Annotated in this window: 27 protein-coding genes and 1 tRNA gene; 9 read left to right on the forward strand and 19 right to left on the reverse strand. The window is 39.1% G+C overall.

What is annotated here, in order from left to right:
- Positions 1-81 precede the first annotated feature (81 nt).
- The 5 genes from rnr to RBB48_RS06215 form a co-directional block, all read right to left on the reverse strand.
- Positions 82-2,514: a ribonuclease R gene (rnr, locus tag RBB48_RS06195; protein ID WP_088064782.1), complete on the reverse strand. Its 2,433-nt coding sequence runs from the start codon at positions 2,512-2,514 to the stop codon at positions 82-84.
- A 142-nt stretch (positions 2,515-2,656) separates the two neighbouring features.
- Positions 2,657-3,397 carry a carboxylesterase gene (estA, locus tag RBB48_RS06200; RefSeq protein ID WP_000761972.1) on the reverse strand — a complete coding sequence of 247 codons (741 nt, stop codon included), beginning with the start codon at positions 3,395-3,397 and terminating at the stop codon, positions 2,657-2,659.
- A 161-nt stretch (positions 3,398-3,558) separates the two neighbouring features.
- Positions 3,559-3,792 (reverse strand): preprotein translocase subunit SecG, encoded by a 234-nt coding sequence (gene secG, locus RBB48_RS06205; RefSeq protein ID WP_000557263.1) that lies wholly within the window; start codon positions 3,790-3,792, stop codon positions 3,559-3,561.
- Positions 3,793-3,886: 94 nt separating this feature from the next.
- Entirely contained in the window at positions 3,887-4,579 is a 693-nt protein-coding gene (locus tag RBB48_RS06210; RefSeq protein WP_000078299.1) for an LrgB family protein, read from the reverse strand.
- Complete coding sequence (locus tag RBB48_RS06215; RefSeq protein WP_075309614.1) at positions 4,576-4,944, reverse strand: CidA/LrgA family holin-like protein; 369 nt, start codon at positions 4,942-4,944, stop codon at positions 4,576-4,578. Before RBB48_RS06215 ends, RBB48_RS06210 begins: the two co-directional genes overlap by 4 nt.
- A 382-nt stretch (positions 4,945-5,326) precedes the next feature.
- Here RBB48_RS06215 and RBB48_RS06220 point away from each other — a divergent pair, with 382 nt between their 5' ends.
- Positions 5,327-6,229, forward strand: coding sequence for a nucleoside hydrolase (locus tag RBB48_RS06220; RefSeq protein ID WP_199695618.1), 903 nt, complete (start codon positions 5,327-5,329; stop codon positions 6,227-6,229).
- A 50-nt stretch (positions 6,230-6,279) separates the two neighbouring features.
- Here the strand turns inward: RBB48_RS06220 and eno are convergent, their stop codons facing one another.
- The 10 genes from eno to RBB48_RS06270 form a co-directional block, all read right to left on the reverse strand.
- Positions 6,280-7,575 (reverse strand): phosphopyruvate hydratase, encoded by a 1,296-nt coding sequence (gene eno / locus RBB48_RS06225; RefSeq protein ID WP_000103948.1) that lies wholly within the window; start codon positions 7,573-7,575, stop codon positions 6,280-6,282.
- 30 nt (positions 7,576-7,605) lie between these two features.
- Entirely contained in the window at positions 7,606-9,135 is a 1,530-nt protein-coding gene (gpmI, locus tag RBB48_RS06230) for a 2,3-bisphosphoglycerate-independent phosphoglycerate mutase (protein WP_001231145.1), read from the reverse strand.
- The gene (gene tpiA / locus RBB48_RS06235; protein WP_001231043.1) at positions 9,132-9,887 is read right to left on the reverse strand and encodes a triose-phosphate isomerase; all 756 of its coding nucleotides are present in this window, start codon (positions 9,885-9,887) and stop codon (positions 9,132-9,134) included. The genes gpmI and tpiA overlap by 4 nt, the downstream gene beginning before the upstream one ends.
- A gap of 32 nt (positions 9,888-9,919) precedes the next feature.
- Positions 9,920-11,104: a phosphoglycerate kinase gene (locus RBB48_RS06240; protein ID WP_001036333.1), complete on the reverse strand. Its 1,185-nt coding sequence runs from the start codon at positions 11,102-11,104 to the stop codon at positions 9,920-9,922.
- Positions 11,105-11,243: 139 nt separating this feature from the next.
- Positions 11,244-12,248: a type I glyceraldehyde-3-phosphate dehydrogenase gene (gap, locus tag RBB48_RS06245; protein WP_000161234.1), complete on the reverse strand. Its 1,005-nt coding sequence runs from the start codon at positions 12,246-12,248 to the stop codon at positions 11,244-11,246.
- 26 nt (positions 12,249-12,274) lie between these two features.
- Positions 12,275-13,303 (reverse strand): gapA transcriptional regulator CggR, encoded by a 1,029-nt coding sequence (gene cggR / locus RBB48_RS06250; RefSeq protein WP_001258183.1) that lies wholly within the window; start codon positions 13,301-13,303, stop codon positions 12,275-12,277.
- 135 nt (positions 13,304-13,438) lie between these two features.
- Positions 13,439-13,684, reverse strand: coding sequence for a glutaredoxin family protein (locus tag RBB48_RS06255; RefSeq protein WP_000869731.1), 246 nt, complete (start codon positions 13,682-13,684; stop codon positions 13,439-13,441).
- Positions 13,685-13,693: 9 nt separating this feature from the next.
- Entirely contained in the window at positions 13,694-15,001 is a 1,308-nt protein-coding gene (gene rpoN, locus RBB48_RS06260; protein WP_088064784.1) for an RNA polymerase factor sigma-54, read from the reverse strand.
- Between the two features lie 272 nt (positions 15,002-15,273).
- Complete coding sequence (locus tag RBB48_RS06265) at positions 15,274-15,570, reverse strand: hypothetical protein (RefSeq protein WP_097889579.1); 297 nt, start codon at positions 15,568-15,570, stop codon at positions 15,274-15,276.
- A 180-nt stretch (positions 15,571-15,750) separates the two neighbouring features.
- Positions 15,751-15,826, reverse strand: a tRNA-Arg gene (locus RBB48_RS06270).
- Positions 15,827-16,031: 205 nt separating this feature from the next.
- On the opposite strand from RBB48_RS06270, the gene RBB48_RS06275 reads away from it, so the two are divergent.
- The 8 genes from RBB48_RS06275 (at position 16,032) to clpP (ending at position 20,617) form a co-directional block, all read left to right on the forward strand.
- Positions 16,032-16,238 carry a DUF1657 domain-containing protein gene (locus RBB48_RS06275; protein ID WP_000216160.1) on the forward strand — a complete coding sequence of 69 codons (207 nt, stop codon included), beginning with the start codon at positions 16,032-16,034 and terminating at the stop codon, positions 16,236-16,238.
- Between the two features lie 93 nt (positions 16,239-16,331).
- Positions 16,332-16,817, forward strand: coding sequence for a YhcN/YlaJ family sporulation lipoprotein (locus tag RBB48_RS06280; protein WP_046955592.1), 486 nt, complete (start codon positions 16,332-16,334; stop codon positions 16,815-16,817).
- Positions 16,818-16,846: 29 nt separating this feature from the next.
- Positions 16,847-17,323: a stage V sporulation protein AC gene (gene spoVAC / locus RBB48_RS06285; protein ID WP_000095399.1), complete on the forward strand. Its 477-nt coding sequence runs from the start codon at positions 16,847-16,849 to the stop codon at positions 17,321-17,323.
- Complete coding sequence (gene spoVAD, locus RBB48_RS06290; protein ID WP_046955591.1) at positions 17,324-18,340, forward strand: stage V sporulation protein AD; 1,017 nt, start codon at positions 17,324-17,326, stop codon at positions 18,338-18,340. It begins immediately after the preceding gene.
- Positions 18,337-18,687: a stage V sporulation protein AE gene (gene spoVAE, locus RBB48_RS06295; RefSeq protein ID WP_000575918.1), complete on the forward strand. Its 351-nt coding sequence runs from the start codon at positions 18,337-18,339 to the stop codon at positions 18,685-18,687. The genes spoVAD and spoVAE overlap by 4 nt, the downstream gene beginning before the upstream one ends.
- A gap of 11 nt (positions 18,688-18,698) precedes the next feature.
- Entirely contained in the window at positions 18,699-18,905 is a 207-nt protein-coding gene (locus RBB48_RS06300) for a DUF1657 domain-containing protein (protein ID WP_088064786.1), read from the forward strand.
- Positions 18,906-18,925: 20 nt separating this feature from the next.
- Entirely contained in the window at positions 18,926-19,795 is an 870-nt protein-coding gene (locus tag RBB48_RS06305) for a DUF421 domain-containing protein (protein ID WP_046955590.1), read from the forward strand.
- A 240-nt stretch (positions 19,796-20,035) separates the two neighbouring features.
- Entirely contained in the window at positions 20,036-20,617 is a 582-nt protein-coding gene (gene clpP / locus RBB48_RS06310; RefSeq protein ID WP_001049163.1) for an ATP-dependent Clp endopeptidase proteolytic subunit ClpP, read from the forward strand.
- Between the two features lie 395 nt (positions 20,618-21,012).
- Here clpP and RBB48_RS06315 read toward each other — a convergent pair whose 3' ends face one another.
- The 4 genes from RBB48_RS06315 to rapZ all read right to left on the reverse strand — a co-directional run bounded on the left by RBB48_RS06315 (position 21,013) and on the right by rapZ (position 24,163).
- A complete protein-coding gene (locus RBB48_RS06315) occupies positions 21,013-21,261 on the reverse strand; it encodes an HPr family phosphocarrier protein (protein ID WP_000250305.1) in 249 nt (82 codons plus the stop codon).
- Positions 21,262-21,284: 23 nt separating this feature from the next.
- A complete protein-coding gene (gene whiA / locus RBB48_RS06320) occupies positions 21,285-22,235 on the reverse strand; it encodes a DNA-binding protein WhiA (RefSeq protein WP_000006569.1) in 951 nt (316 codons plus the stop codon).
- A gap of 89 nt (positions 22,236-22,324) precedes the next feature.
- A complete protein-coding gene (locus tag RBB48_RS06325; protein ID WP_000712182.1) occupies positions 22,325-23,278 on the reverse strand; it encodes a gluconeogenesis factor YvcK family protein in 954 nt (317 codons plus the stop codon).
- Between the two features lie 3 nt (positions 23,279-23,281).
- The gene (rapZ, locus tag RBB48_RS06330; RefSeq protein WP_000138461.1) at positions 23,282-24,163 is read right to left on the reverse strand and encodes an RNase adapter RapZ; all 882 of its coding nucleotides are present in this window, start codon (positions 24,161-24,163) and stop codon (positions 23,282-23,284) included.
- Positions 24,164-24,183: the final 20 nt, after the last annotated feature.

Below are 24,183 nucleotides of genomic sequence, written 5' to 3' on the forward strand. Positions count from 1 at the left end.
AAAAGCGAAAGTGGCCCGCTCTCAAGCCACCAATAAAAAAGAAAAAGCCCCGCTTTTCATCAAAGCGAAGCCCTCCTTTTCTTACTTACGCTTTTTCTTTTTCTTCTTGAATCCTGGTACATTTTCGAAGAATGCTTTTTTCTTCTTACCGTTACCATCTTTTTTCCCTGGCTGACTAGCGGACGTGGAAGTGGAAGCAGAAGCTGATCCTCTTCCTTTTCCTTTGCCACCACGGTCGAATTTTCTACCTGTACCACGTTCTCCGCCGCGCTCATCACTGCGCTCGCTACGTCCACCGCGTTTCTTTCTGCCTGTTCTTGGCTGTTCGATAACGACTGGACGATCTTTGAACTTACGACGAGGCGTACCTTTCATGCCAACGATTTCAAAGTCGATTGCACGCTCGTCTTTATTTACGTTAATAACGCGAATTGTAATTTCGTCTCCGATGCGGAATACGTTACCTGTACGTTCTCCGATCATTGCAAAATGTTTCTCGTCATAACGGTAGTAATCATCTGTTAAGTAGCTAACATGTACAAGACCTTCAATTGTATTTGGAAGCTCTACGAATAAACCGAAGTTTGTTACAGAGCTAATCATACCATCATACTCTTCGCCGATTTTATCAACCATATACTCTGCTTTTTTCATTTCGTCTGTTTCACGTTCTGCTTCAACTGCACGGCGTTCCATATTAGAAGAATGCTCTGCAATTTCAGGTAAGTTTTCACGCCATTTTGCTTGTGTTTCGTTGTCAACTTTACCGTTAATGATGTATTCACGAATTAATCTATGAACGATTGTATCTGGGTAACGACGAATTGGTGATGTGAAATGTGTGTAGAACTCAGTTGATAAACCGAAATGTCCTAAGCTATCCGCATCGTAACGCGCTTGCTTCATTGAACGAAGCATTACTGTTGAAATAACTACTTCTTCAGGCTGTCCTTGAACCATTTCAAGAATTTGTTGCAGCGCACGAGGATGTATTTCATTCGCACGTCCTTTTACTGCATATCCGAAGTTTGTTACAAACTCGAAGAAACGTTCCAGCTTATCTTCTTTCGGATCTTCATGGACACGGTACATGAATGGTACGTTCATCCAGTGGAAATGCTCTGCTACTGTTTCGTTCGCAACAAGCATAAATTCTTCAATTAACTTCTCTGATACAGAACGATCACGCATGACAACATCTGTCGGTTTACCTTCTTCATCTACTAATACTTTCGCTTCTTTAAAGTCAAAGTCGATTGCACCGCGGCGCATACGTTTTTCACGTAAAATCTGCGCCAATTGACCCATCTCTTTAAACATCGGTACGAGCGGCTCATAGCGTTTGATTAACTCTTCGTCCTCATCTTCTAAAATGCTTCTTACGTCAGCATACGTCATACGCTCTGTCGTTTTAATCACACTTTGGAAAATCTCATGCTTTACAACATCACCTAAGTTGTTGATTTCCATTTCACAAGATAACGTCAGACGGTCTACTTTCGGGTTTAACGAACAAATACCGTTAGATAGACGATGCGGAATCATCGGAATTACACGGTCAACAAGATATACACTCGTTGCTCTTTCCGCTGCTTCTACATCAATTGGAGAACCTTCTTGAACGTAATGACTTACATCCGCAATATGAACGCCAAGCTTGTAGTTACCGTTCTCGAGCTTCGTTACTGTAACAGCGTCATCTAAATCTTTCGCATCTGCACCGTCAATCGTTACAATCATTTGGTCACGCAGGTCACGGCGATCTTTTAAATCTTCTTCTGAAATCGTTTCTGGTACACTGTTTGCATGCTCCATCACTTCTTCAGGGAATGCTAAAGGTAGATGATGTTTATGAATAACTGATAAAATATCTACTCCTGGATCATTTTTATGACCTAGAATTTGAATAACTTCACCTTCTGCACTTAAACGATTCTCTGGATAGCTCGTAATTTTCACAACTACTTTATGGCCTTCTACAGCACCCATTGATGCACTTTTCAAGATAAAGATATCACTCGTCCAGCGCTTATTGTCAGGTACAACAAATCCAAAGTTTTTCGATTCTGTATATGTACCAACTAGTTCTTTCGTGCCGCGCTCTAAAATACGTACAATTGAACCTTCTTGGCGTGATCCACTTGATTGTGCGCTAACACGCGCTAATACTGTATCGCCATGAAGTGCACCGTTTAACTCTGTAGGTGGGATGAAAAGATCATCATCTCCCGTTTTCTTCTCTTCTGGTACAACGAATGCAAAGCCACGTGCATGTCCAATTAATTTACCGCGTACTAAATTCATCTTTTCAGGAAGACCGTAACGGTTACTACGTGTGCGAATAACAAGTCCCTTCTCTTCCATCATTACAAGTGCCTTTACAAAATCTTTAAAGCCCTCAGACCCTTCAATTCCAAATGCCTCTTCTAACTCTTGTATTGTTAACGGTTTATACGCTTCTTCTCTCATAAATAACAACAACTTATCAATATTTTCTTGTATGATTTCTTCCAAGCAGAAATACCTCCTTTAAACCCTTATATTATTTAGTGTATCCGAAAGACTGGGGATGTATAAAGCGAAAATTTAATACTCCCCTAATGATTTTTACAGTTTTCACAAAAAATTCCTTATGAAAAAAAGAGGCAACTAGATCTTACCAATCTAGTTGCTCCAAGAAGTTATATACATCCTCATGTAGCTCGTCACGTTGCTTATCAAGTGTAATGACATGCGTAGAGTCTTCATACCATTTAATGTCTTTTAACGTAGATTCTACACCGTTATAAATAATGTTAGCACTATCTGTATTAATCATTTCATCATGACGTGCTTGTACAACAAATGTAGGTGCATAAATCATATCCACATTGTTACGTACGTCAGCAATTAATTGTTGTAATGCTTTTAATGTATTCATCGGTGTCTTTTGGAATTCCAACATTTCTTGTTCGATTTGCTCTGGTGATTTTTGCTCACGGTTTTTATATTCGCGGGCATATGCCAATATACCTTGGTACATCGTTTCTTCACTCTTAATATACATTGGTGCACACATTGGTACTACACCTAAAACAGGTACTGTATAACCTAATTTTAAAGAAAATACGCCGCCAAGTGATAATCCAACAACAGCAATTTTCTCAAAGCCTTTATCTTTTAAAAGCTGATATGCCTCCATTACGTCTTGCCACCAATCTTCAGGACCTGTATGAACAAGCTCTTCTGGTGGTACACCGTGCCCTTTATAAATTGGCGCATGACAAGTGTAGCCTTTCTTCTCTAAGAAACGCCCTAACATACGTACATCAGCTGAGTTTCCTGTGAAACCATGTAGTAATAAAACAGCGCGGTCTCCACCCTCAAATGTAAATGGTTTCGGAGATGCTAATTTCATCATGTACTTCTCCTCTTTCTCTTCTGTAATCTAGTCGTATTCTTTCTATATCTAGTGTACCATATTTATATTTCTATAATCTAATTAGAAACATCTTTCAAATGGCAAAATAAAAAAAGAAGAACCATTAGTACATCTTACTAACGCTTCTTCTTTCAATTCTATAAATTTAAGTACGTAACAGCAATTGTTAATACGAAGAATAGAACAGCTAAAACAATTGTAATACGGTTTAATACCGCTTCAATTCCACGTGCTTTTTGCTTACCAAATAATTGCTCTGCACCGCCTGAAATTGCACCTGAAAGGCCTGAGCTATTACTAGACTGCATAAGTACCATAACAATCATTAAAATCGATACAATAATAAGTAAAACGGATAATAACGTATGCACTTGGCGTACCTCCTACAAAGATTCAGTTATTTTAACTGTAGCATAAATTCTATAGAAAAGCGAGAGCTATAGAGTCGCTCTCGCTTTTCTTCTATTACATAAACATCATTGCAAATAACGGCCCGAGCAAACATGTCAAAATTGCTGTTAATGTCATTGTTACCGATCCAATAACACCTTCATGTTCATTATTTTTCATCGCTCTCATTACACCCATAATATGAGAAGCACATCCAAATCCGATACCTTTACCAACTGAGTTTGTAACGCGGCTCCATTTTAATAAAAGTGGGCCGGTAATCGTTCCAGTAATACCTGCGATAACAACGAAAGCTGCTGTTAATGACGGTACACCACCAACTTGCTCTGAAACACTCATCGCAACTGGCATTGTCACCGATTTTGGTAAAGAAGATAAAATTAAGCTTTTATCTGTTCCCATAAGTGATGCAATGGCAAAATCACTTGCGATTGCAACTGTTGTCCCTACTAATACGCCACCAGCAATCGGTACAACATATTTTTGCAGAACGTGACGTTGCTTATAAAGAGGAATTGCAAATGCTACAACACCGGGTCCCAGCAGTTTTGCAATCCAGCCACCACCGCTTTCCATATAATGTTGATATGGTATATCAAGCATGATAAATAAGAAAGCCATTAATCCTGTTGCTACAAGCATTGGAATGGTGAATGGTGTTGGAAATAATTTATAGATTTTTTTAGATAATTGGTATAATAGCACCGTAAAAAGAACCCAACCGATTCCAATTAATATTTGGCTCATCGCGACTCTCTTTCCTTTCTATTCGCAAGATATTGTCCTGTATGCCCTGCGACAATAATAATTAAAAATGTACTCGCTACAATTGTAATGAAAAGAGAAATTCCTTTACTCATAAAAAAAGCACCGTAATTCATTAGGCCAAGTGTTGGCGGAATTAATAAAAACGGCATAATAGCAACGAGTGTTTCTGCTCCTAAATCGAACCATTTCACTGGAAGGACTTTTAGGCTAAGTAAAACAAGTAAGAGGAACATTCCAATCAAACTTCCTGGAATCGGAATATTTAACACTTCTTGTAACCAAGTTCCAACCATATACAAGACGTAAAGAGCAGCAATTTGGACAAGAATCTTTGTAAATTTCATGTTCATCATCCCTCATGTTTATACGATCTTCTCTTAATATCTTTATCATAGTATAAATTGTAAAAAGCTGCAATTTATCAACTTGACAGCAAAAACAGCTTATGTTAGACGCTTACAACCTTGATATGACTGGATTTCCGCATAGAAATTAAGTCAAAAACCTTGACCTAATATAAAAAGTTTTTATTTTCTGAATTTATAACGTTGTTATTTCAATAAAATAATCTTTTTATCCTTAAGCTTACATATATATAAAGTGAAACTTTCATTAGTGGTGGTTTTCTTCATCCCTACAATCAGGCTTTTACGGGATAAACAAGATAGGTGGTGAACATATGCCAAAAAAGTTCTTATTTTTTGTGATCCTGGGATTGATGATACGATGGCTCTCCTCTTAGCATTCTTTATTGATGAAATAGAAATCGTCGGCATTGTTGCTGATTACGGCAATGTTCCAAAAGAAATGGCCGTACAAAATGCTCATTTTCTTAAGAACGAAGCAAAGGATAGAAATATCAAGATATTTGGTGGATCAGAACGCCCACTTACTGGCGCCCCTCCTGCTTTCTTTACGGAAGTACACGGGAAACAAGGGCTCGGGCCAATTATTCCAAAGGGACATGTGACTAACGGAGAAATGGAGAATTTTTTCGAAGTCATTCCTCTTATTGAACAGTATAAAGATGAATTAATCATTGTTAGTTTAGGCAGACTTACCTCCCTAGCAATTTTATTCATCTTATGTAAACAGCTCATGAAGCAAGTTAAATCTTACTACGTAATGGGCGGTGCCTTTTTACATCCTGGTAATGTTACCCCTATTTCCGAAGCAAACTTTTATGGCGATCCTACTGCTGCTAATATAGTCCTTCAATCCTCACCTAACATGTACATCTATCCATTAAACGTCACTCAGTATTCCATCATTACACCAGAAATGGCTGAATACATTGAAGCAAAAGGAAAAGCCCCACTCGTCAAACCGTTATTCAATCATTATTACTACGGATATTATAAAGACGCCTTACCGCATTTAAAGGGGAGCCCCTTCCATGACACAATGCCAATACTCGCTTTACTTGATAACTCTATGTTTACATATCACAAGTCACCTATCGTTGTCATGACAGAATCTTATGCACAAGGAACAAGCATAGGGGAATTTCGTTCTTTAGGAGAATCTAAGCCATTTATTGATTGGCCGAGTCATCAAATCGCAATTGATTTTGATTATAACTGCTTCTTTAAACATTTCATGTCACTGATGACGGGTGAGCAATTTTAACATAAAAAAACAGACCGTGATTTCTCACGGTCTGTCGTTATTTTCTACAATTATCGTTTGATGTTGTAGAAAGATTTGATACCATCGTAAACAGCGATTTCGCCTAGTTCGTCTTCGATGCGTAATAATTGGTTGTACTTAGCAATACGGTCAGTACGGCTCATAGAACCAGTTTTGATTTGGCCAGCGTTAGTTGCAACTGCGATGTCAGCGATTGTAGCATCTTCAGTTTCACCAGAACGGTGAGATACAACTGCTGTGTAACCAGCACGTTTAGCCATTTCGATAGCTTCGAAAGTCTCAGTTAAAGTACCGATTTGGTTAACTTTAATTAAGATTGAGTTAGAGATACCTTTTTCGATACCTTCAGCAAGTTTTTGAGTGTTAGTTACGAATAAGTCGTCACCAACTAATTGTACTTTATCACCGATACGCTCAGTTAATAATTTGTGACCATCCCAGTCGTTTTCGTCTAAACCATCTTCGATAGAGATGATTGGGAAGTCTTTGCAAAGCTCTTCGTAGAAATCAACCATTTCTGCAGAAGTTAAGCCAGTACGGCCTTCGCCTGCAAGGTCATATTTACCAGTTTCTTTGTTGTAGAACTCAGAAGAAGCAACGTCCATTCCTAAGAATACGTTCTCGCCAGCTTTGTAACCAGCTTTTTCGATAGCTTCGATGATTACTTCTAATGCTTCACGGTTAGAACCAAGGTTTGGAGCGAATCCACCTTCGTCACCTACTGCAGTGTTAAGACCTTTGTCATGTAATACAGCTTTAAGTGCATGGAATACTTCAGCACCCATACGGATTGATTCTTTGAATGTTGGAGCACCAACTGGTAAGATCATGAACTCTTGGAAGTCTACGTTGTTATCAGCGTGAGAACCACCGTTGATGATGTTCATCATTGGAGTTGGTAATTGTTTTGCATTGAATCCACCAAGGTAACGGTATAATGGAAGACCTACGAAGTCAGCTGCTGCGTGAGCTACTGCCATAGATACACCAAGGATAGCGTTAGCGCCTAGTTTACCTTTGTTTGGAGTGCCATCTAATTCGATCATAGCACGGTCGATACCAGCTTGGTCAGTTACGTCGAAACCAACGATTTCTGGAGCGATTGCTTCGTTAACGTTGTTTACTGCATTTAGAACACCTTTACCAAGGTAACGAGATTTGTCACCGTCACGTAATTCTACTGCTTCGTGCTCACCAGTAGATGCACCACTTGGTACGATAGCGCGTCCGAAAGCGCCGCTTTCTGTGTAAACTTCTACTTCTACAGTTGGGTTACCACGAGAGTCAAGGACTTCGCGAGCATAAACATCAATAATTGTTGACATAATAAATTCTCTCCTTTTTATATAAGCAAATTATTTAATAATTGTTTTACCTGTCATTTCTTTCGGTTGTTCCACATTTAAAAGCGTAAGCATTGTTGGAGCGATATCTCCTAAAATACCACCTTCACGAAGCTCTACATCATTTTTTGTAACGATGAAAGGAACCGGGTTAGTTGTATGAGCTGTCATTGGTCCACCATCAGCAGTTAACTCCTGATCAGCATTACCATGGTCAGCAGTAATAAGTGCTACACCATCTTTTGCAAGAATCGCTTCTACAACTTTTCCTAAACATTCGTCAGTTGCTTCTACTGCTTTAATTGTTGGTTCCATCATCCCAGAATGGCCAACCATATCACAGTTTGCAAAGTTAAGAATGATAACATCATGTTTATCATTTTCGATTTCATTTACTAAAGCGTCCGTTACTTCGTAAATGCTCATTTCAGGTTTCAAGTCATACGTTGCAACCTTCGGTGAGTTAATTAAAATACGCTCTTCTCCTGGGAATTCAGCCTCACGACCACCGCTAAAGAAGAATGTAACGTGCGGATACTTTTCAGTTTCCGCGATGCGAAGTTGCTTTAATCCCGCTTGCGCAACAACTTCACCTAATGTGTTATCAAGGTTCATTGGCTTGAATGCCACGTAACCATCTACAGTTTCACTGAAATGTGTCATACAAACGAATTCAGGAATGTGAGGTACTTTTTCACCACGATCGAACTCACGGAAGTCTTCGTTTGTAAATACACGAGCAATTTGAATTGCACGGTCTGGACGGAAGTTATAGAAGATAACTGCATCATCATCATTGATTGTTGCAACTGGCGTGTTATCTTCGTTAACAATTACAGACGGCAATACGAATTCATCATAGATACCGTTCGCATAAGAGTCTTCTACACACTCTTCTGCTGATTTATAAGTAGGGCCTTCACCATTCACCATAGCACTGTAACATTTTTCTACGCGATCCCAACGCTTGTCACGGTCCATAGAGTAATAACGACCAGAGATAGTCGCGAATTGTCCTACTCCTGTTTCTTTAATTACTTCATTTGTTGCATCGATATAACCTTTTGCTGTTTGTGGTCCAACATCGCGGCCGTCTAAGAATGCATGGATATAAACTTTCTCCACGCCTTCTTTTGCTGCTAAGCGAAGAAGAGCAAACATATGGTTCATGTGACTGTGCACACCACCATCAGAAAGTAAACCGAATAAATGAAGAGCAGTACCTTTTTCTTTTACGCTTTTAATTGCATTTTGGAAAGTTTCGTTCTGATCGAACTCACCTTCACGAATTGCAACGTTTACGCGCGTTAAGCTTTGATATACAATGCGGCCAGCACCGATATTTAAGTGACCAACCTCAGAGTTACCCATTTGACCTTCTGGAAGGCCTACTTCCTCACCACAAGCTGTAAGCGTTGTGTGAGGGAATTTGTTCCAGTAACCATCAAAATTAGGTTTCTTAGCTTGTGCTACAGCATTCCCATGAGTTTCTTCACGTAGTCCGAAACCATCAAGAATGATTAAAGCTGTTGGCTTTCTCATTTTACCGCCCCCAGAAGACCTAAGAACGAAGCAGGCTCTAAGCTAGCACCGCCAACTAAAGCGCCGTCGATGTCAGATTGTGCCATATACTCTTTAATGTTTTCTGGTTTTACGCTACCGCCGTATTGAATACGAACAGCTTCTGCAGCTTCTGTAGAAACAGCTTCTGCAACAACTTTACGGATGTGCGCACATACTTCGTTTGCATCTGCAGAAGAAGAAGATTTACCTGTACCGATAGCCCAGATTGGCTCATAAGCGATAACAGTTGCTTTAACTTGCTCTTCTGTTAAACCTGCAAGTGCTTTTGTCACTTGACCTGCTACTAGATCAAATGTTTTTCCGCTTTCGCGCTCTTCTAAAGTCTCACCACAACATACGATTGGTGTTAAACCATGTTCAAATGCTGCAAGAGTCTTTTTGTTTACTGACTCATCTGTTTCAGCAAACATTTCACGACGCTCAGAGTGGCCAAGTACTACGTAGCCTACTTTTAAGTCGCTAAGTGCTACTGGGCTAATTTCGCCAGTGAATGCACCATTTTTTTCGAAGTGCATGTTTTGTGCACCTACTTGTAAATCAGTTCCTTCAGTTGCTGCTACTAAACGCTCTAAAAATAGAGCTGGAGAGCAAACTACTGCATCAACAGCTGAAGCTGCTGGGATTTGACCTTTAACTTCCTCTACGAAGCTAACTGCTTCAGATAGAGTTTTATTCATTTTCCAGTTACCTGCGATAATTGGTTTACGCATGCTTTGCACCGTCCTTTTTCTTTGGCTGCTACTTATTTGTCGTTAAGACAAACTACACCTGGAAGCTCTTTGCCTTCCATGAATTCTAATGACGCACCGCCGCCAGTAGAAATGTGGCTCATTTTATCAGCCATACCGAATTTTTCAACAGCTGCTGCAGAGTCACCACCGCCGATAACAGAGTATGTATCTTCTGCATCTGCTAATGCTTGTCCTACTGCTTTTGTACCTTCTGCGAATGGAGTCATTTCGAATACACCCATTGGTCCATTCCATACAACAAGCTTAGAATTTTTAATTACATCTGCATAAATTTCACGTGTTTTAGGACCGATGTCCACGCCTTCCCAAGTAGAAGGGATAGAGTCGATACCTACGATTTGAGTTGTTGCAGTTTCAGAGAATTCCTCTGTGATTACAACATCAACTGGCATGTAGAAGTTTACGCCTTTTTCTTTTGCAAGTTGCATAAATTCTTTAGCTAGTTCGATCTTGTCGTCTTCACATAGAGATAGACCAATTTCATGACCTAAAGCTTTAACGAATGTGTAAGCAAGTCCGCCACCGATGATTAAGTTATCTACTTTGTCTAATAGATGACGAATTACACCGATTTTATCTTTTACTTTCGCACCACCGATGATAGCTGTGAATGGACGTTCTGGGTTAGAAAGTGCTTTTCCAAGTACATCTAACTCTTTTTCCATTAATAATCCAGATACTGCTGGTAGGTAGTCTGCGATACCTGCTGTAGAAGCGTGAGCACGGTGAGCTGCACCGAATGCATCGTTTACGAAGATATCAGCAAGAGCTGCAAATTCTTTCGCAAGTTCTGCATCGTTCTTTTCTTCGCCCGCATAGAAACGTACGTTTTCAAGAACTAATACGTCGCCTTCGTTCATTGCTGCAACCATTTCTTGTGCAACTGGTCCGAATGCTTCGTCTGCTTTTTTAACATCTTTACCAAGAAGCTCGCCTAAACGTGCTGCTACTGGAGTAAGACGTAATTCTTCTACTGCTTGACCTTTTGGGCGGCCTAAGTGACTTGCTAAAATAACTTTCGCACCTTGCTCTACTAAATATTGAATTGTAGGAAGAGCTGCACGGATACGAGTTTCATCTGTAATTTTGCCTTCTTTCATAGGTACGTTGAAATCAACGCGGCAAAATACACGCTTACCTTTTAAATCTACGTCACGAATTGATTTTTTGTTCATTGGATTTCCCTCCGACTACTAGTTAGGATTGACAAAACCCACTCAAAAGCTTAACACATTTGCTTTTAAAACGAAAGAAGAGAGAGAGGGAACAAACCCTCTCCCTCGTTTTGTCATTGATTACTTATATAATTAAGAATTAAAGACCTTTAGAAGTCATGTATGCTGCTAGGTCTACTACGCGGTTAGAGTAACCAGTTTCGTTATCGTACCAAGAAAGTACTTTAACCATGTTACCTTCCATTACCATTGTAGATAATGCATCGATTGTAGAAGAAGCTGTACATCCGTTATAGTCGATAGATACTAATGGCTCTTCGCTGTATCCAAGGATACCTTTTAATTCGCCTTCAGCTGCTGCTTTGAATGCTGCGTTTACATCTTCAACTGTTACTTCTTTGTCAAGTTCAACAACTAAGTCAACAAGAGAAACGTTAGCAGTTGGAACACGTACAGCGCCACCGTTTAATTTACCTTTAAGTTCTGGTAATACTAATGCTACAGCTTTAGCTGCACCAGTAGATGTTGGGATCATGTTTTCAGCTGCTGCACGAGCACGACGTAAATCTTTGTGTGGTAAGTCTAAGATTTGTTGGTCGTTAGTGTAAGAGTGAATTGTTGTCATCATTCCGCGTTTTACGCCGAATTTTTCGTTTAATACTTTAGCGAATGGAGCTAGACAGTTTGTAGTACAAGAAGCGTTAGATACTACGTTGTGGTTAGCTGCATCGTATTGTTCGTGGTTAACACCCATAACTACAGTGATATCTTCGTCAGAAGCTGGAGCTGAGATGATAACTTTCTTAACTGATCCACCTAAGTGTTTTTCAGCGTCTGATTTTTTAGTGAAACGGCCAGTAGATTCTACTACTACTTCTACTCCGTAGTCGCTCCATGGTAATTGAGCTGGGTCACGCTCAGCGATAACTTTAATTTCTTTACCGTTAACAACGATGCTGTTTTCGTTAGCAGATACTTCTGCATTTAAAGTTCCGTGAACTGTGTCATATTTTAAAAGGTGAGCTAATGTTTTAGCATCTGTTAAGTCGTTGATTGCTACTACTTCTACCTCAGAGTTGTTAAGAGCTGCGCGGAATACGTTACGTCCGATACGTCCAAATCCATTAATACCAATTTTAGTCATTTGAATTTCCTCCTTGGGGGATTATATTAAAGGGTAATACCCTTTGTTAACTGTTTTGCTGCACCTTCATCTGTAATTAGAATTGAAGTGTGCCCTTGTTTAATTACAGCCTGTATTGCCTTTGCCTTTGAAGAACCTCCAGCGACTGCAACAACGTGAGATACATGTTGTAAATCCTCAAGTTGCATACCAACTGTCCTTACTTTATGAACAACATTTCCTTGTTCATTAAAGTAGTAACCGAAAGCTTCGCCTACTGCTTCGCTTGCTTGAATCTTTAACCAATCTGCTTCTGAAGTATTTCTGCGACGTGCCATTGTTAACGCATCACCTATTCCATGAATGACGATATTGGAAGATCGAATCAACTCAAGAACTTCTTTCACGGAAGGCTCTGTCACAATAGACGCATATGCTTCGCTACTAACATGGTCTGGAACATACAATAAGCGATAATTACTCATCGTATTTTGTGCCATCTTGGCACAAATGGTATTGGCTTCTAATTCGACACCCTCTCCAATTCCACCACGCGCTGGGACAAATAGCATATGTAAATCTTTGCAATCAAGCTGCATCATGTCCGCAGCAGCAGCTAGCGTAGTTCCTCCAGCCACAGCAACGATATTATTCGCTGTCAGACGGTCTTTTATACAAGTCACACAAGCACGGCCCATCTCCAGTTTGACCCAAGGTGATTCATCACTATCACCAGGGACAACGAAAACTTCATCCAAGTCTAATGTTTCCTTAAGTTGCTTTTCTAAAACCTTTAACCCGGAAATTTCTTTCATAAAGTCTTCCAAAGCAAGAACTAAAGCTGTTCCTTCTTCTGTCAAAGTCATTCCAGAAGAAGCGACGTGAACTAAGTTTTGTTCTTTCAAAACTTGAACTTCACTTCGCAATACTCGTTCTGTCATACCGAGACTTGCTGACAAGTTTCTTCTTCCAATCGGCTGCATGAGCCTAATGTATTGAAGAATTTGCATTCTCGTTTGCATAACAGGTAGCAGATCAGGTAATAATTTTTTTGTGTTCTGAATCCATGAGCGCATATCTTTTCTCCTCACTACATTGGTTCATTTTTCCTCGTGGTCACTTTACGTCCCGTAGTGACATTTTGCGTCCCACATAGGTTAAAAAAATAATCCCTGCTACGTGTATTATTGTAACAGGAGATAGAAACTTATTCAACTCTTAACTGCATTCTTTATATAGTTTATTATGACACCTTTGTGAATGTTACCATATTCTACTTGTTTTCCGCCTATTTCTACCACCGGAATCATTAGGTGATATTTTTCTAAAAGGTCATTATCTTCATATATATTTATTTCCTCGATTTGAAAAGAATATTCACATTGTACTTCCTCTAAAACTTGTTTCGCCTGCACGCAAAGGCCACAATCTTTTTTTGTATACAGTACAACTTTCATATTCTTCACCTATCCGATCGTTTTTCGTAATGATGACGCTGGAATGTGCATTTGTTCTCTATACTTCGCCACTGTTCTTCGAGAAATAACGATTTCATGCTCTTCTTCTAATAATTTTGAAATCTTTTGATCTGAAAGTGGCTTTTTCTTATTCTCCGCCTCAACAAGCGTTTGGATAAATCGTTTCACACGCTTTGTAGAAACTGCTTCATCTTCAGTAGTCGAAATAGCATTACTAAAGAAAGATTTCATCTCAAATAAACCATGTGGTGTTTGCACATATTTATTTCGCGTTGCACGACTAATTGTAGATTCATGCACACTTAACTCTTCCGCTACCTCTTTTAAAGCAAGCGGTTTTAAATATTCTGGACCTTCCCAGAAGAAATCACGTTGTTTTTCCATAATAATAGTCATCACTTGCAGAAGCGTTTGTTTTCTCTGTTTTAAACTGCGCATAATCCACTGCACATGCTGATACTTTTCTGATACATAAGATGCTACTTCACTTTCACTATTATTCAGAAGCGCACTATACTCAGAATGAATTTCAATTCTCGGCATATTTCTCTCGTTCATTTGTAAAACGAGACGATCACCATCTTTTTTCACCGCCATATCAGGCACAATATAAAGCGGTTTATCAGAAGAAAACGCAAGACCTGGTTTCGGCTGTAATGACGTAATACAGTTCACCGCCGATTGCAATTCTTCATTACTACACTTCAACACTTGAACGAGCTTTCGCCAATCTTTCTTCACGAAATAAGCGAAGTGATCCTCTATAACCTCTTCCGCTAATCCATTCCGTCTTTGTAAGCGCTTCAATTGTAAAGTTAGACATTCCTGAATATTACGCGCTCCTACCCCTGCTGGCTCGAGTGATTGGACAAGCTCTACAAAGCGGGCGACTTCATGAATCGGTGCGGAAAGGAGATCCGCTAACTCTTCGTTCGTTTCTTGTAAATACCCATTTCCATCCATGTTCATAATAATGAAAGAAGCTATTTTTCGCTCTTCTTCATCTATTTTATAATACTGTATTTGATTTAATAAATGTTGCTGAATCGTTGTTGAATCCACACTGTAGATTTCCATCTGATTCTCGATTTGTTTGCTGGTACTTTTACTGTTGTTAGAGCTCTTTTTCTTCTCCCTCTCAAAACCACCTAACTCAATAAGGGGATTCTCTAACGATTGCTCATACAAAAACTCCGATAATTCTTGTACATTATACTGGAGCATTGTAATCGCTTGCCTTAACTCTTGTGTCATTGCCAAACGTAAGCTTTGTTCTTGTAAAAGACTTGCCTTCAAACTAATCTCCCCCTTGTTTCTATTGTACAATAAGTTTGGTAAAAGGAGAATGCTATCACAGACACCCATTCCAAAATATTATTAATTTATATGTATTAATGAGATTTACAACTTACAACCGAAATTTGAATAATATTGAAAGAAAATAATAGCGCGATAAAAATTATTACCACATACTAATAGTAATTCTTATTATCAGATATAACAAGTATTAATAAAAAAGGTCTGCACTTATATTTGTAAGTGCAGACCTTTTTATGCAGATAGATTCATTATGCTTCGTTAAATATAACATCCCCTTCTTCAGCAGGCCATTCACCTTCTAATTCCATGTCGTCTAACATCATTTCAGCCGTAAAGACAATCGCTATTAAATCCTTATGGTAGTCTCCGCTAGGCAAATAGTGATTAGGTCCAAAACAATCCCTATCAATTTCTTTATAGTGCACTTCCATATTTAACATGAATTTCAACATTTCATCGCCTGTAATTTCACCAGAATCAGACACAGCAACGGTTCTACGTTCGTTATCCCCTAAAATACTTAAATATCCACTAATTTTACGCACCTGCAATCCCCTCATACTATAATTTTTAGATAATTTTAGTATAAACTCATTACAAAATTAACAGAAGTACCTTGTAGGGCCATAACAAAAACCCCCTATACACAATTATTTCTAATCACATACAAGAGGTTGTTTTAAATTTACTATTTATTTTCAACACGTAACACCAACAATACATAACGCGCCCAGAGGGATTCGAACCCCCGGCAGACGTGGTACCGGAAACCACCGCTCTATCCGACTGAGCTATGGGCGCATGATTATAGAAAATAGTTCATTTTCTTTTCATAATAATAGCAATAAAATCCATCTAAATCAATAAAAATATCCCTGTAATCCTTTATGAACCTTAGTTAGGAATATATTAACAAAGTACTATCCCCTAAATTTTCCAATCATAAATTCATCCCAACTCACAAATTATAATCTTTGAATTGATATTCCAAAGGGGGCTTCATTCAATGACTGTAATTACAAAACTAAAGCAAACTGTTTCTGGATTAAAAAGTGCACAAGCTAGCTTAGAGGGATTCGCTCTTGATACGGATAACCAACAAGCAAAGCAACTTTTCCAAACAGCTGCAGAGCAAACGCAAACGATTATCGATTCTTTAAATCCACGCGTTGAAGAAGTCCAACAAGAAGAACCACAATACTCACAGCAATAACAGATTAGTCATGCTGTGAAATAGAAAAAGGATGATATGCAGTCATCCTTTTTCTATCACATTACATATTGCAATAGAAATGGAATGATAATCATGCGAAAACTCGGTCTCATAACCGCATTATTTGCCCTTCTATTTAGCTCTTTTACCGGATGTGATAATAGTCCCTTAGATAAAAAAGTGAAAGAAGAAGCAAAACGAACGGAGAAAGAAAAAGGTCCCAAACTAACAAAGACGAGTACGGAATCCTTTAATCAATCTATATCACAAGGAGCCAAGAAAAGGGCTCTCGCTATGGATGAAATTACAAAAAGCACAGCAGTGAATTCAAATTTGGATCTCTACATAGCAGTTCTACCTGAGCATCACGAAAGGTTTGGATTAAAGCCTCTGCGTAAGAAGCTTCAAAAGCAGCTAAGTGATGAGCATCCTACTTTCGATGTTCGTGTAAGTACTGATAAAAAAATCTTTATGTTACTCGAAAAGCTTGAGAGCAAAATTAAGAAAAAAGAAGTATCTAAAGACGAGATCAATAAGCAATTAAAACTCATTGGGAAAAAAATGGAGTCTAACACTTAACGCTTTTTAATAGAAAAGGAAGGATCGCAATGTCTAGTAAAGATAAGAACTTAACCCCTGTGCAACAAGAGTATAAAAAATTCGAGCAAGAACGCGAACCGAAGCGTCCTGTCTTGAAAAATTGTATTAAAGCCTTTTTCGTCGGTGGTTTTATTTGCTTCATCGGACAACTCATTTCTACGTTTTATATCACATATTTTGACTTCACTGAGCGTTCAGCAGGAAATCCAACAGTCGCAACTCTCATTTTCATTTCCATGTTACTAACTGGTTTTGGTATATATGACCGCTTTGGGCAGTTTGCTGGAGCAGGCACAGCTGTACCCGTTACTGGATTTGGTAACTCTGTTATTGCCGCATGTATCGAACACCGAACAGAAGGGTTCGTACTCGGCGTTGGAGGAAATATGTTTAAATTAGCCGGCTCTGTTATTTTGTTTGGTGTATTTTCAGCTTTCGTCATCGCACTTATTAAAACGATTCTCGTTCAATGGGGAGGGCTATAAATGTTACAAGGACACCGAACGTGGGTATTTGAAAATAAACCCGTTATTATTTCGACAGGAGTCGTTGGTGGACCGTTTGAAGCAAAAGGAAACATTCCAGAAGACTTCGATATCCTCCATGAAGATTTATGGCTCGGACAGGATTCCTATGAAAAAGCCCATAAAATTTTATTCGAAGAAGCTTGTAGCCGCGCTACTGAAAAAGCCAAGCTTCGTAAAGACGATATTCAATTCGTACTTGCAGGAGATTTAATTAATCAAATCACTCCAACAAGCTTTGCCTGCCGTACACTCGGAACACCATATCTCGGATTATTCGGAGCATGTTCTACTTCCATGGAAGGATTAGCGCTCGGGGCAAGTATTGTAAATGCAAAAGGCGCAAAATATTTATTAACCGGGGCATCTAGTCATAACGCCGCTGTAGAGAAGCAGTTCCGATATCCAACTGAATACGGCGGTCAAAAACCTCCTACCGCACAATGGACAGTAACTGGAGCTGGCGCAGCTATTTTAAGCGACACTGGACATGGTCCTAGAGTAACATCTGCAACAATCGGACGAGTGATTGATATGGGATTAACAGATCCTTTTAATATGGGTGGTGCGATGGCCCCAGCAGCTGTCGATACGATTGAGGCCCATTTACGCGAACGACAAATTGACGCCTCTTATTACGACTTAATTGTAACAGGTGATCTTGGACATGTCGGTCGCGAAATTGCTTATGACTTACTACATAAACACGGAACGAAAGTAACGAGCGAACAGTTTCAAGATTGCGGCATACTCATTTATAGAGAAGGGCAACCTGTCATAGCTGGTGCTAGCGGACCGGGATGTTCCGCAACAGTCGTGTACGGTCATTTATTAAACCGAATGAAAAGAGGAGAGTTCAAAAAAATACTTGTCGTTGCGACAGGCGCTTTACTATCTCCACTTACATTCCAACAAGAAGAAACGATTCCGTGTATCGCTCACGCCGTTTCGATTGAATTTGGAGGTGCAACGCAATGATTTTTTTCTGGGCTTTCGTCATCGGCGGACTCATATGTGTAATTGGCCAACTTATGTTTGATGTTGGCAAGCTAACACCCGCTCATACAATGGCAACACTCGTTGTTGCCGGTGCTATACTGGACGGATTCAACCTGTATGAACCATTAATCGACTTTGCTGGAGCCGGGGCAACTGTACCTATTACAAGTTTCGGTAATGCCCTCGTTCACGGCGCAATGGAAGAAGCTGCAAAACACGGCATCGTTGGCGTCATTACCGGAATGTTTAAAGTAACAAGCGCTGGTATTTCTGCTGCTATCATATTCGGATTCATTGGTGCATTACTATTCAAACCGAAAGGATAAGAGGTGTTTGTATGACAGTTATCGCTAGCGTTAAAACCTGCCTTGCTAGTGTAAGGGGCGCTCAAGCAAGTTTAAGCTCCCTTTCACTAAATTCACAGGACGCGGAATCAAAACGCGTATTTCATGAATGTATGTTAGAAATGGACAGCATCATCGCTGATTTACAGAATAGAGTTTCATTATTAGAACGTGAAGAACCTCAATATAAAGGGTTTTAAGTAGACTGGAGGAAATGACTATGTCTCACCTGCCGGAATGGACACTTGTCATTCTTCGCTCTGTATTCATATTAATTATTTTATTCGCTATTACGAAATGGTTAGGGAAAAGACAAATCTCTCAGCTCTCCTTTTTTGAATACATAGCCGGAATGACAATCGGTGACATCGCTGCCCAAGTATCTACAGGGCTCGATTCAAAATTTTTCCACGGCGTCTTTGCGATACTCATTTTCGCTGTGGTACCTTTTTTCACAGGAATCCTCTCCTTAAAGAACAAAACAGCTCGCGACTTCTTTGAAGGGAAATCTACCGTATTAATAAAAGATGGAAAAATACTCGAAGATAACTTAAAGAAAGAAAAATATACAAGTGACGAATTACTGGAACTACTCCGTGGAAAAAATGCTTTCAGCGTAGCTGATGTTGAATTTGCCGTACTAGAACCGAGCGGAGAATTAAATGTATTATTAAAGAAAGATCGCCAACCACTTACAGCAAAAGACGTTGGCTTAAAAGTACCGAATGAAAAAGAACCACAAACTGTTATTATGGATGGCAATGTCTTAGATGAACCTCTATCCTCTAGTGGACATAACCGCGCTTGGTTACATTCTGAACTAGAAAAGCTCGGTGTTGTTATTGAAAATGTCTTTCTCGGTCAAGTGGATTCATACGGACAACTTACTATCGACATTTATAATGACAAACTACAAATGCCTTCTCCTCAAAACAAGCCTTTATTATTAGCATCTTTAAAAAAATGTCATGCTGATCTTGAACTATTTTCCCTAGAAACAAAGTCGAAATCAGCAAGCGAAATGTATAGTAAAAACGCGAAACACATCGAAAAGATTTTAAATAAAGTAACCTATCTTTTAAAAGAATAGATATCACAAGAACGCTTCAGTAAAAAGGCGTTCTTTTCTTTTTACTACAGATTTCATGACGTTTAAATTTATGTAATTCGGTTATGATGTTGAAGATACATAAGCAGGGAATTTCAAAAACATAGCGAATAATTCATGGTACAACTACATATTTTTTTGATTTAAAGTGGTTTCGTTTGACCTTTATTGACCATAATTGTATTATAAGACTAAGAAAGCTTTAGAAGGAGGAAATAACAGATGAATTTAATTCCTACAGTAATTGAACAAACAAATCGTGGAGAACGCGCTTACGATATTTACTCTCGACTATTAAAAGACCGCATCATTATGCTTGGTAGTGCAATTGATGACAATGTAGCTAACTCAATCGTTTCCCAGCTTTTATTCTTGGAATCTCAAGATCCAGAAAAAGATATTCACATCTACATCAATAGCCCTGGTGGTTCTATCACAGCAGGTATGGCAATTTACGATACAATGCAATTTATTAAACCACAAGTATCAACAATCTGTATCGGTATGGCTGCATCTATGGGTGCATTCTTACTTGCAGCAGGTGAAAAAGGAAAACGTTATGCACTTCCAAACAGTGAAGTAATGATTCACCAACCACTTGGCGGAGCACAAGGTCAAGCGACTGAAATCGAAATCGCTGCAAAACGTATCCTATTCTTACGTGAAAAACTAAACCAAATTCTTGCTGACCGCACAGGTCAACCACTTGAAGTACTACAACGCGACACAGACCGCGACAACTTCATGACAGCTGAAAGAGCTCTAGAATACGGCTTAATCGATAAGATCTTTACAAATCGTTAATACTTAAAAGCGGAAGCGGCTCGTTCAGAATCGCAGGGCGATGGAGCCCCTGATTCCGAGGCGCTTTTTGCCTCGAATGAAGGGGCGAAACGACCGGAGATTCTAGCCGCTGGAGCTGGATAGACTAAAAGCGGAAGCGCCCTATAATTGGGCGCTTCTTTTATATATTGTTCCCCGCTCACATACCCCACCTAGTATAACCCTAAATATATCGGCGATTTTTCAAATATATCGACCGTAACTCCAATTATATCGGCGATTATTTTAATATATCGACGATTCGACACAACTTATCGACTTACCGACAATCCTCGACAAGCATGCACCCCCTACATACCCGACTCCCAACACCAAATAACAAAACAAAAAAGCTATCGCACATGCGCGATAGCTTCTTATTGTATATATGCAGCTAATGCTTCTAAAGCTTCTTCTGCATCTGAACCTTCTGTTGTAATTGTTATCATGCTACCAGTTCCAATTGCTAAGCTCATAATCCCCATTATGCTCTTTGCATTCACTGTCTTTCCATCTTTCTCGATGAAGATATCCGCATGAAAGCGATTGGCCTCTTGTACAAACAACGCAGCCGGACGTGCTTGTAAACCGTTTTTTAATGAAACCTTAACTCGTTTTTGAACCACAGCTCCATTTCCCCTTTAACCTCTTATTTTTTTGCTACCGCTTCCCCCGCGCGTAATTTCTCTGCAATCTCATCGATTTTACGCAAACGATGATTAATACCCGATTTACTAATTTTCCCCCCGGATACCATCTCGCCTAACTCTTTCAATGTTACATCTTGATAATCTCTTCGTAATTGTGCAATTTCTCGCAGTTTATCTGGTAATATATCAAGACCAACTGTCTCATCAATATAACGGATATTTTCAATCTGCCTTAGCGCTGCACCAATTGTTTTATTTAAATTGGCTGTTTCGCAGTTCACTAAACGATTTACTGAATTACGCATATCGCGAACGATTCGAATGTCTTCAAATCTTAAAAGTGCATTATGAGCGCCTATAATATTTAAAAACTCCGTAATCTTTTCTGCTTCTTTCAAATACGTAATGTACCCTTTTCTTCTTTCCAACGTCTTACTATTTAAATCAAATCCGTTCATCAATTCACATATAGCATCATTATGTTCCTTATATAACGAAAAGACCTCTAAATGATAAGATGATGTTTCTGGGTTATTTACTGAACCACCTGCTAAAAATGCACCTCGTAAATACGATCGTTTACAACATTTCTTCTCGATTAATTCCTGGGATATATTTCGAATTAACGAAAAGTCATCTCGAACAATATGAAGATCAGCTAATATTTCGCGAGACTTCTCAACAAGCCGCACAATATATACATTATTTTTCTTCAATCGCATTTTTTTACGAACAAGTAATTCTACCGTCACGTCATATCCTTTTTTCAAAAGCGTATAAATCCTTCTTGCGATTGCCGCATTCTCCGTTTGAATATCGATAGATAGACGACGGTTTGAAAAAGAAAGCGATCCGTTCATTCGAAGTAACGCTGATAATTCTGCTTTCTCACAGCATTCCTTCACCTCAAGATTCGTTAGCTCTTTCTTTGTTTCTGATGCAAATGACACAGTCAACACCTCCTTATACGATTACTTTGGAACAAAAATCTTGTCCTATATGAAATGATGAGCGTTACCTCAAACGAGGCAACGCACATCTACAACAGTGAATATAAAATAGAAGCTAGTTTTAATGTATCGTGCCTTACAACACGATCATCATACTTCGCTAATTGATCTTGAATGACATCAATATTGCTCTCTGTAAAACGCTCTTCATCTACTACAACTGGTGCCGACATTTCTTCCTCATACAACTGACGTAATTCACAAGGAATATCACGGTTATTTACAATTGCAGTATCGATAAATGGTTTACCTAAATGATCATGTAACGCCTGCACATGGTCAAACGCAGTATATCCCATCGTTTCACCAGCTTGCGTCATAACATTACACACATATACCTTCTTCGCTTTTGCAGCAAGAACAGCATCCCCGATTTTGTTAACAACTAAATTCGGTAATATACTCGTATACAAACTTCCTGGACCAAAAACAAGTAAATCAGCTCGTTTAATCTCAGCCAACGTTTCATGTAACGGCTCTACATCTTCTGGAGTTAAAAAGACGCGGTTAATCTTCTTCCCAGAATAAGGAATCTTTGATTCACCTGTTACAATTTCTCCATCTTCTAGTTCCGCATGAAGTACCGCACTTTGGTTCGCTGCAGGTAACACACGTCCTCTGACATTTAACACTTTACTCGTTTCCGTAATCGCATGGAAGAAGTCTCCTGTAATCGAGGTCATACCCGCTAATAATAAATTTCCTAACGCATGACCTTTCAGCCCGTCTCCCGTTGTGAAACGATGCTGAAATAAAGCTTCCACCAGCGGCTCTACATCTGATAACGCAACAAGTACGTTACGAATGTCACCTGGGGGTGGAATTTCGAGCTCATCACGTAATCTACCTGAACTGCCACCATCATCAGCGATTGTAACAACTGCTGTAATATCAACCGGATATTGTTTTAATCCTCTTAATAAAACAGAGAGTCCAGTACCGCCTCCCATGATAACAATTTTAGGTTTTCTCTCTTTTTTCATCCCTTAATGGCCCTTTCTCTTCTCCACATCACGATGAGATACATGAACGCTATACTCTGGTTTCAAATGTTTCCCAAGGTATTCTGTAAGCGTAACAGAACGATGCTGTCCACCTGTACATCCAATTGCAATTACAAGTTGACTCTTGCCTTCTCTTTTATAATGAGGCAGCATGAAAGTAATAAGATCCGTCAATTTTTCTAAAAACTTATGTGTCTCATTAAATTTCAGCACATACGATGAAACTTCTTCATCTAGTCCTGTTAATGGCTTCATATGTGGAATGTAATATGGATTTGGTAAAAAACGAACATCAAATACTAAATCTGCATCAATTGGAATACCGTACTTAAATCCAAACGACATAACATTTACACGAAATGCTTGCTCAGTTTCAGTTGAAAACAGATGAACAATTTTTTCACGTAATTCTTTCGGTTTTAAATCCGATGTATCCAGCACAATATTCGCTCGTGCCTTCATATCAGTTAATAAGCCACGCTCCATCTCAATTCCCTTTAACGGCAAACCAGTTGGTGCAAGTGGATGCGAACGTCTCGTTTCTTTATAACGAGTTACAAGCGTGCCATCTTTCGCATCTAAGAATAAAATATGAGGAATAATCCATGTACGTTCTGATAAATCATCAAGTGCTCCCCATAAATGTTCGAAAAACTCTCGGCCACGTAAATCAACGCCAAGTGCCACTTTATTCATTTTCCCTTTTGAATCCGCCATAAGTTCAATAAACTTCGGCAATAACATCGGTGGTAAATTATCTACACAAAAATATCCTAAATCTTCAAAACTTTGTAAAGCTACTGTCTTTCCAGCTCCAGACATTCCTGTAATAATTACCATTTTTATATCATTATTCTCTGTCATCGTATCCTCTCCTTGACGGT

The sequence above is a fragment of the Bacillus sp. MMSF_3353 genome (assembly GCF_030733445.1).
GTDB lineage: Bacteria > Bacillota > Bacilli > Bacillales > Bacillaceae_G > Bacillus_A > Bacillus_A wiedmannii.

Coding starts and splice junctions, on each gene's coding strand:
- cggR (WP_001258183.1), bottom strand. CDS start 13,303: ATGCGCTCATGGATTCAGAACACAAAAAAATTATTACCTGATCTGCTA.
- gap (WP_000161234.1), bottom strand. CDS start 12,248: ATGACTAAAATTGGTATTAATGGATTTGGACGTATCGGACGTAACGTA.
- gpmI (WP_001231145.1), bottom strand. CDS start 9,135: ATGAGAAAGCCAACAGCTTTAATCATTCTTGATGGTTTCGGACTACGT.
- eno (WP_000103948.1), bottom strand. CDS start 7,575: ATGTCAACAATTATTGATGTTTATGCTCGCGAAGTCCTTGACTCTCGT.
- RBB48_RS06210 (WP_000078299.1), bottom strand. CDS start 4,579: ATGAGCCAAATATTAATTGGAATCGGTTGGGTTCTTTTTACGGTGCTA.
- spoVAD (WP_046955591.1), top strand. CDS start 17,324: ATGTTACAAGGACACCGAACGTGGGTATTTGAAAATAAACCCGTTATT.
- rapZ (WP_000138461.1), bottom strand. CDS start 24,163: ATGACAGAGAATAATGATATAAAAATGGTAATTATTACAGGAATGTCT.
- estA (WP_000761972.1), bottom strand. CDS start 3,397: ATGAAATTAGCATCTCCGAAACCATTTACATTTGAGGGTGGAGACCGC.
- RBB48_RS06280 (WP_046955592.1), top strand. CDS start 16,332: ATGCGAAAACTCGGTCTCATAACCGCATTATTTGCCCTTCTATTTAGC.
- RBB48_RS06240 (WP_001036333.1), bottom strand. CDS start 11,104: ATGAACAAAAAATCAATTCGTGACGTAGATTTAAAAGGTAAGCGTGTA.
- RBB48_RS06300 (WP_088064786.1), top strand. CDS start 18,699: ATGACAGTTATCGCTAGCGTTAAAACCTGCCTTGCTAGTGTAAGGGGC.
- clpP (WP_001049163.1), top strand. CDS start 20,036: ATGAATTTAATTCCTACAGTAATTGAACAAACAAATCGTGGAGAACGC.
- RBB48_RS06255 (WP_000869731.1), bottom strand. CDS start 13,684: ATGAAAGTTGTACTGTATACAAAAAAAGATTGTGGCCTTTGCGTGCAG.
- RBB48_RS06215 (WP_075309614.1), bottom strand. CDS start 4,944: ATGAAATTTACAAAGATTCTTGTCCAAATTGCTGCTCTTTACGTCTTG.
- spoVAE (WP_000575918.1), top strand. CDS start 18,337: ATGATTTTTTTCTGGGCTTTCGTCATCGGCGGACTCATATGTGTAATT.
- RBB48_RS06325 (WP_000712182.1), bottom strand. CDS start 23,278: ATGAAAAAAGAGAGAAAACCTAAAATTGTTATCATGGGAGGCGGTACT.
- RBB48_RS06220 (WP_199695618.1), top strand. CDS start 5,327: ATGGCTCTCCTCTTAGCATTCTTTATTGATGAAATAGAAATCGTCGGC.
- RBB48_RS06305 (WP_046955590.1), top strand. CDS start 18,926: ATGTCTCACCTGCCGGAATGGACACTTGTCATTCTTCGCTCTGTATTC.
- spoVAC (WP_000095399.1), top strand. CDS start 16,847: ATGTCTAGTAAAGATAAGAACTTAACCCCTGTGCAACAAGAGTATAAA.
- RBB48_RS06275 (WP_000216160.1), top strand. CDS start 16,032: ATGACTGTAATTACAAAACTAAAGCAAACTGTTTCTGGATTAAAAAGT.
- tpiA (WP_001231043.1), bottom strand. CDS start 9,887: ATGCGTAAACCAATTATCGCAGGTAACTGGAAAATGAATAAAACTCTA.